The following is a 12,496-nucleotide window of genomic DNA, read 5'->3' as shown; positions in this document are numbered from 1 at the left end:
GGGAGAGAGTCACTGCCTCTGTCGTTTTGTGCCGGGTCGTGGCACGATCCCCGGGCGTCCGTAAGTTACTGACGGTAAATCAGTTTGGGGGCAGGGGTATGGGTACGGGCAAGCGGGGCCTGATCTCGGCGGCCGTGACCGTGGTCTGCGCGGTCACCGTGCTGGCGGCGGCACCGGGCATGGCATTCGCCGCACCGAGCCCCACACCGACCCCGTCGGCCCCCGCGGCCTCCTCGCCCTCGTCAACTCCCGTCACGAACGCGGACCTTGAGGTCGTCCGCCAGCGGATCGACAGGCTCTACCGCGAGGCCGCCGCCGCCACGGACGCGTACAACGCCGCCGAGGAGAAGGCCGAGCACCAGTCCGCGGAGATCGTCGACCTGGCCAACAAGATCGTCAAGGGCCAGGAGCGGCTCGCCGATCTGAAGGAGCGCGCCGGCGCCGCGGCCCGCGCCCAGTACCGCACCGGCGGACTGCCGGACGAGGCGCAGTTGATGCTCAGCGACAACCCGCAGCAGTTCCTCAACGGCGCGGGCCGCGTGCTCCAGGGCGAGCGCGCCACCAAGGCCCTGATCAGGGAAATGACCCGCACACAGCAGGACTTGGAGCAGTACGCCAAGGACGCCTCGGCCCAGTGGACGAAGCTCGATGCGAACCGCAAGGCCAGGGCGGCGGCCCAGAAGACCATCAAGAAGCAGATCGCGGCGGCCGAGAAGCTCGAGTCCGACCTGGAGAAGGAAGAGAAGGAGCGCCTCGCCGAGCTGGAGCGAGAGGCCGCGTACAAGGCCCAGACCGCCTGGCTCGACTCCGGCATCCTCGACGACATCGAGGGCAAGGCCACCAAGGCGGGCAAGAAGGCGGTCGAGTACGCGACGGCCCAGATCGGAAAGTCGTACGAATGGGGCGCCGAGGGCCCGAAGACGTTCGACTGCTCGGGCCTGACCTCACAGGCCTGGCTGGCGGCCGGCGACGCCATTCCGCGCACCTCGCAGGAGCAGTGGAAGCAGTTGAAGTCGGTCGACATCAAGGACATGCGCCCCGGCGACCTCATCATCTACTTCGACGACGCCAGCCATGTCGCGATGTACATCGGCGACGGCGCGATCGTCCACGCCCCGCGCCCGGGCCGCACGGTGACGATCGCGGGCGCCGGATCGATGCCGATCCTCGGAGTGGTTCGGCCGGGTGCCTGAGGTTCTGTTCGGCGGGATGAGTCATCACTCCATGCGGCACGATGTGTAACGGTCCGTCCGTTTCGTGACGTGCGCAACGTGACCTGGCCCACCTCGCACGGCCGTTCAAACCTTCGGGGACGTGACCTTCGTCATTCCCGCCCTGAGGCCACCCTGTCCAACTGCGGTACGGAACGCGGCATATGACAGTGGCCGACTACTGAGCGGCGTGCGTCACACCATTCCTTTACGGCAGCGACAACCGCTATGGTCCCGGTCGGTGGGAGGACTACCTCGTCCTCCTGCCATGCCCTCGGGGGGAGGGAAGGAACCCAACACAATGCCCGTACCCGTACCGCGGCAGAGAGCGATCCCGGCCGTGGAAAGTGGTCAGGCGCCGGCCGCGTCCACAGTGCGCGGCCCCTCCAAGCAAGAGGCCCCGCGCACGGCAGAGCCGGTCGAGAACCCGAGCGGCGCTGCCGCCAACAACCTGACCCTGCTGCTGATCGAGGACGATCCCGGCGGCTCGCCGATCGTGCCCGAACTGCTCGATGCCTCCGGCAAGCCGATCCGTATCCGCACGGCCCGTAACCTCACCGAGGCCGAGCGGCTGCTGACCGACGACGTCTACTGCATCCTGCTCGACCTCGCCCTCCCGGCGGCCAGCCGAACGGACGACGGCGACGAGCTCGCCGTACTCAAGCACGTACTGGAGCTCGCGCCCCGGCACGCCGTTCTCGCGCTCACCGCGTCCGGCGACGCCGAGCGTGCCGCCGAGGCGGTCCGCGTGGGCGCCCAGGACTATCTCTTCCGGGATGAACTGGACGGCCGGCTGCTGAGCCGCGCCATCCGGTACGCCGTGGAGCGGAAACGTTCCGACACGGCCGAGCGGCGGCTCGCCGAGGGCCGGGTGCGTGCCCAGGAGAACCGGCGTCTGGAACGCGGCCTGCTGCCCACGCCCCTCCTGGAGGGTTCCTCGCTGCGCTTCGCCGCCCGCTACCGCCCGGGCCGCTCCCGCGCGCTGCTCGGCGGCGACTTCTACGACGTCGTCCGCACCCCCGACGGCACCGTGCACGCCATGATCGGTGACGTCTGCGGGCACGGCCCCGACGAGGCGGCGCTCGGTGTGGAGCTGCGCATCGCCTGGCGCGCGCTGACGCTGGCGGGCCTGTGCGGCGACGAGCTGCTCGGCACGTTGCAGCAGGTACTGGAACACGAGCGCTCCGACGAGGAGATCTTCGCGACGCTGTGCACGGTGGACATCGCGCCGGACGGGCGTCGGGCGGGGCTGTGCCTCGCCGGGCACCCGGCGCCGCTGGTGGCCCGGCCCGGCAAGCCCGCGCACCTGTTGCCGTACGACAACAACGGCCCCGCGCTCGGTCTGCTGCCGGGCGCCCGCTGGCCGCGGATGCAGGTGGAGCTGGGGCGGGAGTGGAGCCTGATGCTCTACACCGACGGCCTGATCGAGGGGCACATCGGCCAGGGCCGGGAGCGGCTCGGGCAGGACGGCATGGTGTCACTGGTCCGCCGCGAGCTCTCCGAGGGGTTGGCCGGGGAGGCGTTGCTGCGGTCGGTGGTCAATGAGGTGCGGGAGCTCAATGGGGGCGAGTTGACTGACGACGTCGCCGTGCTGCTGTTGGATCGGTCGGCCTGAGCGGGATTCGCCGTTCAGGTTCTTCCGGATGCCGACTGCCGGTCCGTTGTGGCTGGTCGCGCCCACGCGGCGGAGCCGCATATCGACACAGCCCCGCGCCCCTTTGGGGCGCTTGACTCACCGTCCGCCGTTATAGGGGCCGTACGGGCCGTCGCTGCTTGAGCCACGGTTGGCGCGGCCGCCGCCGGGGAGGCTGCGGATGGCGGGGCGGACGTCGACCATGTACACGATGGTCGCGATGAGGCCGATGATCGGCAGGAACGACAGGATGTTGAAGATCAGGTTCACCACGAAGGCGATCCCGAGGATGATCAGCCAGAACGGCTTGGTCTTCTTGTCGGCCGCCCGATAGGCGTCCTCGCGGCGCACAGCGGCGTCAATGAGAGCGAAGCCGCTGAAAAGGATCAGGGCGACGCTCAGCAGCCACATGAACCCTGCGAACCCCTGCATCAGCACTACGTCCACCACCCGACTCGGTTAGTCCCTTACGCGGTCACCGTACCCGCAACCGGAAAGCCGCTACCCGGAGAACGGGCCGAGCACTCAAGGAGTGCCCGACCCGTTATCGCCTGTCACTTGTCGCTCCAGCCCTCCGTCGCCCGACGGAGGTACGCGCCCGCCCTACTTGGCCGGCGGCGTCGTCTTCTTGGCCGTGGTCTTCTTGGCCGGAGTGGCCTTCTTCGCCGCGGTCTTCTTGGCGGGGGCGGGCTCGGCCTTGGCCTCGGTGGCCGCGGCGGGCTTCGCCTCTTCCTTGACCTCGACCGGCTCGGCCTTGGGCTCGACGACCACGGCGAGCTCCTCGATCTCCTCGGCGGCCTCGCCACGCCAGGTCTTCACGGCCTGCTCGCCGTGCTCGGCGACCTTCTCGTAGGTCTCGCGGGCCTTGACGGCGTACTCGGCGGCGACGCCGACGGAGCGCAGCGCGATGTCCTGGGCGGTCTCGCCGAGCTTCTTCAGGTCGGCGTCGAGGGTGCTGCCGAGCTTCTTGATGTCGGCGTCCAGCGAGCCGATGAAGCCGTTGACCTTGGTCTGGAAGTTCTCCTGCGTCCCCTTGACCCGGGCGCCGACCTCCTTGGCGCGGGCGGCGGCCTGCTCCTGGACGGCCTTCGGGTCGGTGTTGCGTACGGCCTCGATACGAGCCGGCGCCTCGGCGCGCAGCTGCTCCACCAGGGTCGGCACCTTCTTGGCCTGCTGAAGGGCCAGGTCGGCGGTGCCGGCGGCGAAGTAGAACGGCGTCGGGTCGCTGAAGGTCTTGCGGAGGTCGTCGGTGATGGCCATGGTGATGGTCCTCCCGGATCACTTGCGTTTGAGGGTTTTGGGTCCCGCGGGTCAGTCGGCCAGGTGGGTCACGTCAGCCTGCCGACTGCTGCGGGGCGGCGTCGCTGCCGCCGGCCGTGCGGATGCCGCGTACGGCGGTGTCGCCGGGTCGGGCGTCGTCCCGAGCGTCGTCTTCCTGAGCGTCGTCGTCCGCTATGTCCTGAGGCTCCGGGTCGACCGCTTCGTCGCGGCCCTCCTCCGCCTCGCCGCCGGCCTCGAATCCGTTCTCCTTGCGGAAGGACTCGTAGACCTGGAGCAGCACCTGCTTCTGCCGCTCGTTCAGCGTGGGGTCGGCGAGGATGACGGCGCGCGTCTCCACCTCGTCACGATCCCGTTCGGCGTCGAGGATCCCGGCCCGGACGTACAGCGTCTCCGCGGAGATCCGCAGCGCCTTGGCGACCTGCTGAAGGACCTCCGCGCTCGGCTTGCGCAGCCCGCGCTCGATCTGGCTCAGATACGGATTGGACACCCCGGCGGCATCGGCGAGCTGCCTGAGCGACAGCTGCGCATTGCGCCGCTGTTCGCGCAGGTACTCACCGAGATTGCCGACGTTGAGCGATGCCATGCCTCCACCTTGCACCACCCGCGCTAACTATTGCAAGCAGCCGCTTGCAAAAGTGCGCCACGCCACGCCCGTTCGGCTGAGCCTGAGCACAACGCCCACGACCATCCGCCCCAACCGAGGTGACAGCCCCGCCGTCTACTGTCCTGTCTCTGTGATGTCCGGGCAGTCTCGGAGATCCCCGGGCAAGTGAGCTGACGTCTCAGTCATCTCCGGGCATTTGATGGGGTGTCTCGGTCTTCTCCGGGTACGCCGCCTCCGCGCTGTCTACGGTCGTCGTGGCTGGTCGGCGTCGTACCGGAGGCCCGGATGGATGCGTGTGAGGTGTCGGCGGAGGACGTCGAGCTGGAGTACGTCAGCGCGTCCGGGGCGCGTGAGCGGGGGCCTCTGTGCCGTTTGTGGCCGGTCCGGTTCGAGTCGGTACGGCCCGAGCGCCGGTTCCCGGCTTTCCGGGGTCAGGGCAACTGGTGCGGCTGGTACTGGTCGGCGACGTGTGGCGGGCATGTGGGCTACGAGTCGTGGCTGGAGCGCGATCACCTGATGCTGCTCGACTTCGACCCGCTGGCGACGGGCATGTCCTCACAGCCGTTTCGGCTGTCCTGGGCAGGGCCGGACGGGAAGCGGGTGCGGCATACGCCGGACTTCTTCGTCCGCCGCGCGGATGGCACGGCCCTGGTGGTGGACGTGCGCCCGGATGAGCGGATCGGACCGGGGGACGCAATGAAGTTCGCGGTGACCGCGACGGCATGCCGGTCGGTGGGCTGGGACTTCGCGCGGATCGGCACGCCGGATGCGGTGCTGATGGCGAACGTGCGGTGGCTGGCCGGCTACCGGCATCCGCGGGTGCACCGTGCTGACGTCGCCGATCGTCTGGTGGATGTGTTCACTGACGGCGCCGGTCTGCTGGAGGGGGCTCGGAGGACGGGCGACCAGATCGCGGTGCTGCCGGTGCCGTTCCACCTGCTCTGGCGCGGGGCTCTGACCACGGACTTGGAGACCGGGCTGCTGGCGGCGGACACGCAGGTCAGGCTCGGTCTGGTCTGGGAGGGGGGCGGTGATGCCGTCGCGTCCGCGACTGCTGCGAGCGGGTGACCTGGTCCGCTTCGACGGGCGGCTGCATACGGTCGCCGCTTTGGAGGGGACTGCGGTCCGGCTGGTCGACGAGGGCCAGTCGGCGAGCGTGGTGCTGCTGGCCCATCTGCTCTCCTCGGACGGCTTCGAGGTGGTTACACCAGCCTCGGTGCGCACGGTGGTCCCACCGGCTGGAGTGCTGGAAGGGCTCCCGACCAAGACAGTTGAGCGGGCGGAGTGGTGGCAGCGGCATCTGGTGGAGATGCTCACCGGTCGGCCGCTGAACAATCCGCACGGGTCGGTTAAACCTGAGTACGACCCGGCGGTCTGGTCCCTGCGGCAGCGGGAGTTGGCGAAGGTTGCGGAGTTGGCGGCGAGTAAGGCGGTGTCGTTGACCGCGTTGCAGGAGATGCGGGCCCGGTTCGAGCGTGAGGGGGTGCTGGGGCTGGTCGACCCGCGGCTGCGGGCCGTCGCGGACGGCACGGGCCGCGCCGACCGGCGGGTGGTCGAGGCCCTGCGGAAGGTCGTGGAGGAGCAGACAAGCCGGTCCACGGTCTCCGCGCAGGTGCTGCGGCGCCGGATGGAGCGCCAGCTGGAAGCCGAGCACGGGCCCGGGGTGGTGCCGCTGCCGTCGCGGGCGACGTTCTACCGACTGCTGAAGGCGGTCACCTCCGGGCGGCACACGCTGGGCTCGGCCCGCACCCGCCGTTCGCTGGCCAAGCAGCCGGAAGGCATGTTCGGTCAGCTCACCGCAGCCCGTCCGGGCGAGGTGATGGAGATCGACTCGACTCCGCTGGACGTGTTGGTCGTTCACGACGACGGCACGGTCGACACCGTCGAGCTGACCGGCATCGTCGACATCGCGACCCGCACGCTGGCCGCAGCGGTACTGCGGCCGTCGACGAAGGCAGTGGACGCCGCACTGCTGCTGGCCCGGGCGATGACGCCGGAACCGATGCGACCGGGCTGGGCGGACGCGCTCCGGATGTCCCGATCGGTGCTCCCGCACGCCTCGCTCATGGCGCTGGACGAGCGGCTGGCCCAGGCGGCGGCCGTCCCCGTGATCACGCCAGAGACGATCGTTTGCGACCGGGGCAAGGCCTATATCTCCGACACGTTCCGCTCAGCCTGCCAGTCGCTGGGCGTGTCCTTCCAGCCAGCCCACCCGGACACTCCGACGGACAAGCCGCATATCGAGAAGACGCTGGGCTCGGTCGCCACGATGTTCGTCCAGCACCTTCCCGGCCACAAAGGACGCAGCACCGAGCACCGCGGCACCGATCCGGCCGCAGAGGCGGCCTGGACGATCCACCAGCTCCAGGAACTGCTGCAGGAATGGATCGTCCACTGGCAGAACCGGCCGCACGACGGACTGCGGGACCCACTGATGCCCGGCAAGGCGCTGAGCCCGAATGAAAAATACGCCGCCCTGGTCGCGGCAGCCGGGCACGTCCCGGTCGCGCTCAGCCCGGACGAGTACATCGAGCTGCTGCCCCGCTGCCGACGGCGGATCAACTCCTACGGCATCCGCCTGGGTCACCGCACCTACGACAGCGCGGAGTTGAACCCCATCCGACGCCAGCCGTCCGGCGTCGGCCCGGACGGGCGGAGTTGGGAAGTCCACTACGACCCCTACGACATCTCCCACGTCTGGGTACGCAATCATCGCGAAGGCGGCTGGATCACCGCCGTCTGGCGGCACCTTCGCACCGCGCCGACGCCGATGGGCGAACTCGCCTGGGACCACGCCCGCCGCATCCTGGCCCAGCGCGGCACCGATCCCGTGACCGAGGACGAGATCGCCCGGGCCGCCGTCGCCCTACTGGACCGCGCCGCCGACGGTCCGGAGGACACACCCGCGAAACCGTCTCGCGCGTCGCGCCGCAGCGGCCGGGACCGCAAGGTCGGCGCCCGGACCCGGGCCACCGCCGAACCGTCCTGGCCCAGACCGGACGAGCCCGCCGAAGGGCTCGCCGCCGAACCGATGGAAACGGACGAGGACGAACTCGCTGACGTGATCCCGCTGGAGATCTTCGACGCGCGCAAGGAGGCCGAACGGTGGTGGTGAACACGCCTGAGCCGGACGGCGAGGAAGTGCCTGAACCCGGCGAGGAGCGCACGGACCCGTCCACGCGGCTGGAGGGCTGGCGCCGGTTCGTCGAAGAGGACCCGGCCGTCTTCGACCTGCTGCCCGAGCAGCAGTGGCACGCCCTGAGCCCGCAACTGCGGGAGGCCTACGACGAGGCCCGCATCGCCTACCACTCCGAACTCCAGGTCGTGCGGACGTCCACGGTCAAGGACATCGCTCACCAGGGTCGGCTGCTGACTCTGCTCAACCAGCGTGAGCACGGCGCCCGCCGCGGACTCATCGTCTCCGGAGAGTGGACCACCGGGAAGACGACCGCGCTCAAGCAACTCGGGCGCCTGCACGAACTCCGCGTCAGGCAGCGGTTTCCGGGAAGCGACCGCATCCCGGTTGTCTACATCACCGCCCCGCCCAAAGGCTCCCCCCGCAAACTCGCCATGGAGTTCGCCCGGTTCCTCGGCCTGCCCGTGATCGGCCCGAGGCACAACACCATCGACGTCACCAGCGCGGTCTGCCAAGTACTCATCGAGGCCCGCACGGACCTGGTCCTGGTCGACGAGATCCATCTGCTCAACCACGCCACCAGCGCGGGCGAGGACCTCTCCGACCACCTGAAGTACTTCACCGAGCACCTGCCCGCGACGTTCGTCTATGCCGGGATCAACGTCGAGCAGTCCGGGCTGTTCACCGGCATCCGCGGCAGGCAGCTCGCCGGCCGCTGCGTTCTGGTCCGCACCGGTCCCTTTCCACTCAACGCCGAGTGGAGGTCCCTGATCGCATCCATGGAGAACACCCTCCGCCTGCACCGGAACGAGCCCAAAACCCTGGTGAACATGGCGAAACACCTCCACCAGCGCACCGGCGGCATGATCGGCAGCCTCTCCCACCTCATCCGAGCCGCTGCGATCTCCTCCATCCTCGACGGCAGCGAACGCATCACCCGGACAACGGTCAAGAGCATCCGCATCGACCACAGCAGCGAGTCCTCCGGCCACAGCCGCCCCTCACCCCTGCCTCGCACCGGGTGAACCCGTGTTCCGCCCGGCACTTGTCCGTCCCCTGCCCGTCACCCTGCCGCCGGTCCCAGGCGAGTGCGAGTCGTCCTACTGGTGTCGGCTGGCCCTGGCAAACCATGTCCCCCTGGCCCGTCTACGGTCCCCGTCACGCTGGCTGGGATCCCGGCTCACCAGCCTCGATATCCTCTGCGTCCTCAGCGGTCAGTCCCGACAACACCTGGCCCGCACGATCTCCGACCTCCAAGCCGACGACCTCCATCCGAACCTGCCTGCGGTCCCCGATGGCCACGTGCTTCGCCGGGCTTGCCGCCGCTGCGTCGTCGCGCGCACCGGCGCGACGTTTCCTGCTCAGGTCTGGGCGCCCGTCCACAACAACGTCTGCATCCGCCACAAGCTCTGGGTCGGTCAGCACGTCCACGCGCCAGAGCAGCAGCTCGACCTGTCCCGCACCCCCGACGTCGTTCGAGCCCAGCAGCGCTACTGGCGCCTTCGTCGGCAGCACGACCCAGCCTTGATCGACATCTGTGAGGACGTCACCGGCCGACTCTGGGCCGGCCTCGCGCACCGCCACTACCGACTCGTCCACCGAGCCGAACTCCTTCACGACCTCGTCCGGGACAAAGGGCCCGGAGTCCAGCCGGACATGAAGGCTCCCTGGCTCACAGCAGCCGGATTCCCCGAACGCGTCGCTCTGATCCACATGTTCACCTCTCCCCACTGGAGAAAGCTGGCGATGGACGACGACTTCTACGTCTCCGCCGAGAGCATCGCCAAGTTCCACCACCGCTTCCCCCACCAAGGGGCCGCTTCGCGGGACCAGCCGCGTCTGGTTCATGAAGACCGTCAAGTCGTCAGCCGCAGAGATCGAGTACCGGCTCGGCAACCCCGAAGGCATCGCCACACTCATCGCCACCTGAGACAGGACACTCCAGATCGACGTTTCCGGTCTTCCCGACCTGGTCCAGGCGGAACGGCGGTCTTCTCCGAACTCAGACCTGCGAGGGCTTCCTGAGCTGTTCCACCGAGGTCACGCACAGCGGGGCCTCGACGCAACCCCGGCGATCTCACCAGAGAAAGAAAGAGAAAGAAGTTGTCCTCCGCATGGTTTCCATGAACGATCCGGGTGTGACCACGTTGTTTCTGACAGTCGGCCTGCCGGGGGCCGGAAAGACCACGAGGGCTCGGCAGCTGGCCAAGGAGCACAGTGCACTGCGGCTAACACCTGACGAGTGGATGATTCCGCTGTTCGGCGATCCGCAGCCGGATGGGAAGCGCGATGTCCTGGAGGGACGGCTGCTCTCGCTTGCTCTGGAGGCACTGAGGCTCGGAACCAACGTGATCCTGGATTTCGGATGCTGGTCTCGTGACGAGAGGTCCGCGATCCGCTGGTTGGTGAAGTCTGTGGGCGCGTCCTGTCACCTCGTTTACCTTCCGGTGGACCATGAGACCCAACGCGCTCGGATCGCCAATCGCCAATCGACCACTCCGGATCAGACCTTCCTCATGAGCGATGCGGACCTCTTGCACTGGAGGACGCTGTTCGAGGAGCCCGACGCCTCAGAACTCGATGGTCATGAGATTGACGGTCCGCCTCCTGGGTGGTCGGGTTGGCTGGAGTGGGCCACCGAGCGGTGGCCGTCGTTCCCGTGACTATCCGGCTCAACCCAGGTGCGGTCCCACCGCAGCGGCTCGGATGCCTGGACTCAACCGAGACGAACACAAGCTGAACCGTCTCACTGAACTCCGGGCACCGCAGGTCATCGACTCGCACTACCCGGACTTACCTGAGACAGGACAGTCCCCAACCGAGATGACAGCCCCGCCGTCTACCCTGCCCCGATGACCGACACCCCGCCGGAGACCCCCATACCCCTCGCCCCCGCCCCCGCCCGCGCAGCCGTCGGTGTCGTGGTGCGCCGGCTCGCGGACGTCGTGTCGCCGGGGCCGGTGTGCCGCGGGCCGCTCGACGGGGAGATCGTCGACGTGGTCATCGCCGAGCCGGGGGAGCCGCTCGACGGGGCGGCCGGGGCCCTGGTGCTGGCGGTCGGGGCGCGCGAGGGGGAGGCGGCGGCGATGGTGACGGCGGCCGGGGCCGTGGGCGCCGTGGCCGTTGCGGTGCGGATCGTCGGTGAGGAGTTGCCGGAGGCGGTGGGCGTGGCGGCCGAGGAGGCCGGGGTGGTCGTGCTCGGGCTGCCACGGGGGCTGCGCTGGGACCATGCGGAGGCGGAGATACGGGCGGCCCTGGCGGCACCCGCAGACGTCTTCGGGCCGAGCCGGGATCTGTTCTCGCTGGCGCAGACCGTGGCGACGCTCACCCAGGGCGTGGTCAGTGTCGAGGACGGTGCCCACCGGGTGGTCGCGTACGCCGGTTCCGGCGACGAGGCCGACGAACTGCGCCGCCGCTCCATCCTCGGCCGCAGCTGCCCGGAGCCGTATCTGGCGCTGCTGCGGCGGCTCGGGGTCCATCAGCGCGTCCGGGCCGGCGAGGAGGTCGTCATGGTCGCCGAGCAGCCGGAGCTGGGCGCCCGGCGGCGGCTGGTGATCGGGATCAACGCCGGGCGCCGGCCGCTCGGCACGATCTGGGTGCAGGAGGGCGACCGGCCGCTCGCGGAACGGGCGCCGGAGCTGCTGCGCGGCGCCGCCCGGATCGCCGCGACCCAACTCGTCGACCACTACTTCCAGGGCGACGCCCGGGCCCGGCTCGCCTCCCGTGAGGAGCTCAGCCACGGGCTGCTGACCGGCCGCTTCGACGCCGCCGCGCTCGCCGCCCACCTGGGCATCGACCCGGCGGCCGAGGCCGACGTGATCGCCGTGGACCTTCGTGAGCAGGGCGCCGCCACCGCCGTAGGGGCGGACGCGCGGCGCGCCGAGGCCGCGGGCGTGATGTCCGTGCATGCCGCCGCCCATCGCGACAACGCCCTCGTCGTCCACGCCTGCGGTCAGCTCTACGCCATCCTGCCGACGCCCGCCGAGGAAGCGCCCCTCGTGCGCTGGGCCGAGGAGTTGGTGACCACGTTGCGCCGGCTGACCGGAACGCCGGCCCAGGCGGTCGTCGCCGGTCGCGCCGAACGTCTCGCCGACATCCCGTCCGTCAAGCTGCGCGGCCATCGCGCGCTGCAACTGCTCGGCCGTACCCCCGAAGTGGCCGTGGGCACCCACACCCGGCTCGCCCCCGCCCTGCTCGTCCGGGACACCTTGGAACTGCTCGACCAGGCGCCGCGGCTCCGCTTCCCCGCGGTGGCCGCCCTCGCCGACCGCGACCGCACCCAGGGCACCGAGCTGGCCCGGTCGCTGCTGCTCTACCTCGACGGCTTCGGGGACGTCGGGGCGGTGGCCAAGCAGCTCAACGTGCACCCCAACACCCTGCGCTACCGCATCCGCAGGGCCGTGGCGCTGACCGGCCTCGACCTCGACGACCCCGAGCACCGGCTGGCGGCCATGCTCCAACTGCGCCTGGATCTGCGGGAACCGGACGCGGCCGCCTTTCCGGGGCCCTGAGCACGGCAGGAGCGGCGCGGAGACTGTCGTAGCGGACACAACGCGCACCCGAGAGCTGTCCGGCCGGACAAGGAGCGGGAGACACCCGTCGGCTTACGTTCACACCCTGTTCGCAATCCG

11 protein-coding genes are annotated in these 12,496 nt (G+C 69.7%); 7 read left to right on the top strand and 4 right to left on the bottom strand.

Features of this window, described 5'->3' with window-relative positions; all coding sequences use genetic code 11:
* The first annotated feature begins 98 nt into the window (after nucleotides 1-98).
* Complete coding sequence (locus tag ACIHFB_RS31685) at nucleotides 99-1,193, top strand: NlpC/P60 family protein (protein WP_365275358.1); 1,095 nt, start codon at nucleotides 99-101, stop codon at nucleotides 1,191-1,193.
* Nucleotides 1,194-1,512: 319 nt separating this feature from the next.
* Nucleotides 1,513-2,826 (top strand): PP2C family protein-serine/threonine phosphatase, encoded by a 1,314-nt coding sequence (locus ACIHFB_RS31680; protein ID WP_400128755.1) that lies wholly within the window; start codon nucleotides 1,513-1,515, stop codon nucleotides 2,824-2,826.
* A gap of 117 nt (nucleotides 2,827-2,943) precedes the next feature.
* Here ACIHFB_RS31680 and ACIHFB_RS31675 read toward each other — a convergent pair whose 3' ends face one another.
* From ACIHFB_RS31675 to ACIHFB_RS31665, 3 genes are all read right to left on the bottom strand, one after another.
* Nucleotides 2,944-3,276 carry a DUF2516 family protein gene (locus tag ACIHFB_RS31675; RefSeq protein ID WP_365275352.1) on the bottom strand — a complete coding sequence of 111 codons (333 nt, stop codon included), beginning with the start codon at nucleotides 3,274-3,276 and terminating at the stop codon, nucleotides 2,944-2,946.
* Between the two features lie 171 nt (nucleotides 3,277-3,447).
* Nucleotides 3,448-4,104 (bottom strand): hypothetical protein, encoded by a 657-nt coding sequence (locus ACIHFB_RS31670; protein ID WP_365275349.1) that lies wholly within the window; start codon nucleotides 4,102-4,104, stop codon nucleotides 3,448-3,450.
* A gap of 73 nt (nucleotides 4,105-4,177) precedes the next feature.
* On the bottom strand, nucleotides 4,178-4,708 hold the full coding sequence (locus ACIHFB_RS31665) for a helix-turn-helix domain-containing protein (RefSeq protein ID WP_400128754.1): 531 nt from the start codon (nucleotides 4,706-4,708) through the stop codon (nucleotides 4,178-4,180).
* Between the two features lie 306 nt (nucleotides 4,709-5,014).
* Here ACIHFB_RS31665 and ACIHFB_RS31660 point away from each other — a divergent pair, with 306 nt between their 5' ends.
* The 3 genes from ACIHFB_RS31660 to ACIHFB_RS31650 are packed head-to-tail and all read left to right on the top strand — an operon-like array spanning nucleotide 5,015 to nucleotide 8,890.
* Nucleotides 5,015-5,797: a TnsA-like heteromeric transposase endonuclease subunit gene (locus ACIHFB_RS31660; RefSeq protein ID WP_400128753.1), complete on the top strand. Its 783-nt coding sequence runs from the start codon at nucleotides 5,015-5,017 to the stop codon at nucleotides 5,795-5,797.
* Entirely contained in the window at nucleotides 5,763-7,844 is a 2,082-nt protein-coding gene (locus tag ACIHFB_RS31655; RefSeq protein ID WP_400128752.1) for a Mu transposase C-terminal domain-containing protein, read from the top strand. The genes ACIHFB_RS31660 and ACIHFB_RS31655 overlap by 35 nt, the downstream gene beginning before the upstream one ends.
* On the top strand, nucleotides 7,835-8,890 hold the full coding sequence (locus tag ACIHFB_RS31650) for a TniB family NTP-binding protein (protein WP_400128751.1): 1,056 nt from the start codon (nucleotides 7,835-7,837) through the stop codon (nucleotides 8,888-8,890). Before ACIHFB_RS31655 ends, ACIHFB_RS31650 begins: the two co-directional genes overlap by 10 nt.
* A 133-nt stretch (nucleotides 8,891-9,023) precedes the next feature.
* Here the strand turns inward: ACIHFB_RS31650 and ACIHFB_RS31645 are convergent, their stop codons facing one another.
* Entirely contained in the window at nucleotides 9,024-9,785 is a 762-nt protein-coding gene (locus tag ACIHFB_RS31645) for a hypothetical protein (RefSeq protein WP_400128750.1), read from the bottom strand.
* 218 nt (nucleotides 9,786-10,003) lie between these two features.
* On the opposite strand from ACIHFB_RS31645, the gene ACIHFB_RS31640 reads away from it, so the two are divergent.
* Nucleotides 10,004-10,528, top strand: a complete 525-nt coding sequence (locus ACIHFB_RS31640; protein ID WP_365276749.1) for an ATP-binding protein — start codon at nucleotides 10,004-10,006, stop codon at nucleotides 10,526-10,528.
* A gap of 189 nt (nucleotides 10,529-10,717) precedes the next feature.
* Nucleotides 10,718-12,376 carry a PucR family transcriptional regulator gene (locus ACIHFB_RS31635; protein ID WP_400128749.1) on the top strand — a complete coding sequence of 553 codons (1,659 nt, stop codon included), beginning with the start codon at nucleotides 10,718-10,720 and terminating at the stop codon, nucleotides 12,374-12,376.
* The last annotated feature ends 120 nt before the right edge of the window (nucleotides 12,377-12,496 follow it).

Source organism: Streptomyces sp. NPDC051963 (assembly GCF_044593495.1).
In the GTDB taxonomy this organism is placed as follows: Bacteria; Actinomycetota; Actinomycetes; order Streptomycetales; family Streptomycetaceae; genus Streptomyces.
The sequence above is the reverse complement of the archived record's forward strand: the minus strand, read 5'-3'. Positions and strand labels throughout refer to the sequence as shown.

Excerpts from the sequence above, each read along its gene's own strand:
- ACIHFB_RS31685 (WP_365275358.1), top strand. The coding sequence starts at position 99 with ATGGGTACGGGCAAGCGGGGCCTGATCTCGGCGGCCGTGACCGTGGTC.
- ACIHFB_RS31680 (WP_400128755.1), top strand. The coding sequence starts at position 1,513 with ATGCCCGTACCCGTACCGCGGCAGAGAGCGATCCCGGCCGTGGAAAGT.
- ACIHFB_RS31675 (WP_365275352.1), bottom strand. The coding sequence starts at position 3,276 with ATGCAGGGGTTCGCAGGGTTCATGTGGCTGCTGAGCGTCGCCCTGATC.
- ACIHFB_RS31670 (WP_365275349.1), bottom strand. The coding sequence starts at position 4,104 with ATGGCCATCACCGACGACCTCCGCAAGACCTTCAGCGACCCGACGCCG.
- ACIHFB_RS31665 (WP_400128754.1), bottom strand. The coding sequence starts at position 4,708 with ATGGCATCGCTCAACGTCGGCAATCTCGGTGAGTACCTGCGCGAACAG.
- ACIHFB_RS31660 (WP_400128753.1), top strand. The coding sequence starts at position 5,015 with ATGGATGCGTGTGAGGTGTCGGCGGAGGACGTCGAGCTGGAGTACGTC.
- ACIHFB_RS31655 (WP_400128752.1), top strand. The coding sequence starts at position 5,763 with ATGCCGTCGCGTCCGCGACTGCTGCGAGCGGGTGACCTGGTCCGCTTC.
- ACIHFB_RS31645 (WP_400128750.1), bottom strand. The coding sequence starts at position 9,785 with ATGAGTGTGGCGATGCCTTCGGGGTTGCCGAGCCGGTACTCGATCTCT.
- ACIHFB_RS31635 (WP_400128749.1), top strand. The coding sequence starts at position 10,718 with ATGACCGACACCCCGCCGGAGACCCCCATACCCCTCGCCCCCGCCCCC.